Below are 3,181 nucleotides of genomic sequence, written 5' to 3'. Positions count from 1 at the left end.
CCGGCGGGGAGGGCCGACGGGGGTGGGCCCGGGGTTGTGGAGACGAGCTCGGGCCGGTGACACCAGGACAGGTCATGGCCCGAGCTCGCGGGCCGCGTGCCCCTGGGGTTCGGTCTCCACCCCTCCGAAGTGACCTCGCCCGTAGTGCGGGACACGCGACGCTCCAGCGTGACCGGTCGGCAGCCGTCCGTGCCGTCCCCACGATCCCCCTGCCGAGAGTCACCGGAGCCGGCCGGCCGTTGACCGGTCAAGCCACCAACCTAAGCGCGAACCCCGGCCCCGGACATGCTCCACTCTGCGCATTTAACGGTGTAATCGGAGCCCCTCCCCCTGTGTACGAGCCCCCGACCCATCCTGCGAACCACCAGCCCGACACACCCGCCACCGGACCGCCGATGCTCTCCCGGGTGAGCCTTCTATGCACGCCGCATAGGGACAGGCTGGGACAACCTGGGACATAGGAAATCCAGAGAGACACCAGGTGGGACACCCGCCGAGCCACCCGTCATCCGCTTGGTCGCTCAGCCGTTCAACCGTCATCCACTCAGCCGTTGACCACCCAACCGCCCAGCCATTCAGCCGCCCAGCCGTTCGACCGTTCGACCGTTCGACCGTTCGACCGCCCAGCCATTCACAGCCATACAGCCGCCCAGCCGTTCGACCGCCCAGCCATTCACAGCCATATAGCCATTCAGCCGCTGAGCGGCTCAGCCGTGGTCGCTGGAGCGGTGGGCTCCCCATTCGACCATCCAGGCCGCCACCTGGGTACGCGAGGAGAACCCGAGTTTGGCCAGGATGTTGGCCACGTGCCGGGCGACGGTTGCCGAACTGATGACGAGTTCGGCGGCGATGACACGGTTACTGAGTCCTTGGGCGATGAGCAGGGCGATCTCCTGCTCGCGGGCCGTCAGGGTGTTGGCGGGGGTCACCACCCCCTCCTGACCGGCGGACGGCACCCCGTCACGGGAGAGCGACCCGCCCTTCAGCGTCCTCGGGCCACTTCGCGTGCCGTAGGAGTCGGGAAGGGCAGGATTCACACCCTGTCCGCCGGCGTCGGCGAACGACCCGTGGAACGTGGCTCCTGCTCGGGGTACTCCCCCGGACATCCCACGCCCTCGACCGGGCGCACTGGACGCACCGCGCGCTTCACGAGACCCACCCGGTATCACCCGCGAATCACGAGACGCACCGGAAGTCGTACGCGAATCACGAGACGTGTCAGGTATCGCGCGCGGATCACCAGACGTACCGGGCATCGCACGCCGACCACGAGACGCGTCGGGCATCGCGCGCGGATCATCGGACGTACCGGGCATCGCGCGCGGGTCACCGGACGTACCGGGCGTCGCGCGCGGACCACGAGACGCGCTCGGCATCGCGCGCGGGTCACCAGACGTACCTGGCGCCCTGCGGAGGCGGTCCGGTCCGTCGGGGGGCACTTGTGGCTGGCGGGATCCGTCCGGTGCCCTCCTGGGCCTGCGATTGCTGCCGGGAACGGTGCCCGGCTGGCCGGATTCACCGGAGACGGCACCCGGCCGACGACCAGCGCCCGCGCGTGGCTGACCGGACGGCTCGGCCCGACCCTGGCGGGACGCCTCGGCGCGCTGCTGATGAGTGGACTCGGCACGCGACCGTCCGGGCACGCCGGGATCCAGGGCGCGGGCGGCCTGCGCGCCAGAATCAAGATCACGAGCCGCCTGCGAACCGAAAGCACGGTCCCGGGCCGCCTGCGAATCGGGATCAAGGTCGCGGTCCATCTCCGGACCGGAATACAGATCGCGGCCCGAAGGTGGAACGGGATACAAATCGCGGTCCACCTCCGAACCCGGGTACAAATCGCGGTCCACCTCCGAACCCGGGTACAAATCGCGGTCCGCCTCCGGACCGGGGCACAGATCGCGGTCCGGCTGCGTGCCGGTCTCCAGGGCGTACGCCACGGCCTGGTCGACGGTCATCCGCCGGCCCTGGCTCCACAGGTAACTGACGAGCGGGTCACCGATGCGGCCCCGCGCCGTCCCCAGGATCGCCTCGAACCGAACGGCAGGGTCCGGACCAGGCCAAGAAGGAGAGGAGGACGACCCGGCTTCCGCACCCGGCTCCGCACCCGAGTCGGAGCCGGAGGCCGTGACCGGGTCCATGCCAGGGGCGGAAGCCGTGACCGGGTCCATGCCAGTGGCCGTGGCCCGGTCCGAGCCGGTGCCGGTTCCGGTGCCAGCGGCCGTAACCCAGTCGGTGCCAGTGACCCGGTCCGAGCCGGCGCCGGTGCCCGCGGCCCAGTCCGTGTCGATGCCAGTGGCCGTACCCCAGCCGGTGCCGGTGCCAGTGCCAGTGCCAGTGACCGTAGTCCGGTCCGTGCCGGGGCCGGGGCCGGGGCCGGGGACCGTAGTCCGGTCCGAACCGGGGCCGTGGCCGGGGGCCCGGTCTGAGCCGGTACCGATGGCTGCACTCCAGTCGGTGCCGGTGCCGGGAACCCTGGCCCCTTCCGAGCCGGTGCCGGGAACCCGGTCCGAGCCGGTACCGATGGCTGTACCCCGGTCGGTGCCAGTGCCGGGAAGCGTGGTCCGGTCCGAGTCGGTGCCGGTGGCCCGGTCCGAGCCGGTGCCAGAGGTCCGGCCTGAGCCGGTGCCGGAGGCCGTGGCCATGTCAGCCGGGTTCATGCCCGTGGCCAGGTGCATGCCCGTGCCCATGACCGGGTTCATGTCTATGTATGCGGCCGCGACCGAGTCCGTACCGGTGCCGGATGCCATGCCCGTGGCCGGGTTCATGTCCGTGTATGCGGCTGCGGCCATGACCGAGTCCGTGCCAGTGCCAGAGGCCGTGCTCGTGGCCGGGTTCATGTTCGCGTACGAGGCTGCGGGCGTGACCGAGTCCGTGCCGGTGCCGGATGTCGTGCCGGTGTCAGAGGCCTTGCCCGTGCCCGTGGCCGTGGCCGGGTTCATGTCCGTGTATGAGTCCGCGGCCGTGACCGAGTCGAGGTCTGTACGCGAGCCGAGGTCCGTACGCGGGTCGAGGTCCGTACGCGAGTGCATGCGCGTGACCGCGTCCGCGCCCGTGAGCGCGTTCGCTCCAGTGCCCGAGTCCGCTCCCGTGTTCGAGTCGAGGTCCGTACCCGGTGAGTGTGTGCCCCTGCCGTAGTCCATGCCGGTGTACGGGTCCGTGGTGGCAGGGTGGGGGGTGGTGG

The 3,181-nt window shown here is 70.8% G+C and carries 2 protein-coding genes; one reads left to right on the top strand and one right to left on the bottom strand.

Annotated elements, in window-relative coordinates; translation table 11 throughout:
- Positions 1–707: 707 nt before the first annotated feature.
- Positions 708–1,037 (bottom strand): response regulator transcription factor, encoded by a 330-nt coding sequence (locus tag NYZ98_RS41680; protein WP_407696447.1) that lies wholly within the window; start codon positions 1,035–1,037, stop codon positions 708–710.
- 1,648 nt (positions 1,038–2,685) lie between these two features.
- Here NYZ98_RS41680 and NYZ98_RS41165 point away from each other — a divergent pair.
- Entirely contained in the window at positions 2,686–3,135 is a 450-nt protein-coding gene (locus tag NYZ98_RS41165) for a hypothetical protein (protein ID WP_262850979.1), read from the top strand.
- Positions 3,136–3,181: the final 46 nt, after the last annotated feature.

The sequence above is a fragment of the Sphaerisporangium corydalis genome (genome assembly GCF_025506355.1).
In the GTDB taxonomy this organism is placed as follows: Bacteria; Actinomycetota; Actinomycetes; order Streptosporangiales; family Streptosporangiaceae; genus Sphaerisporangium; species Sphaerisporangium corydalis.
This window is presented reverse-complemented; position numbering and strand designations above follow the sequence as displayed.

Excerpts from the sequence above, each read along its gene's own strand:
- NYZ98_RS41165 (WP_262850979.1), top strand. The coding sequence starts at position 2,686 with ATGACCGGGTTCATGTCTATGTATGCGGCCGCGACCGAGTCCGTACCG.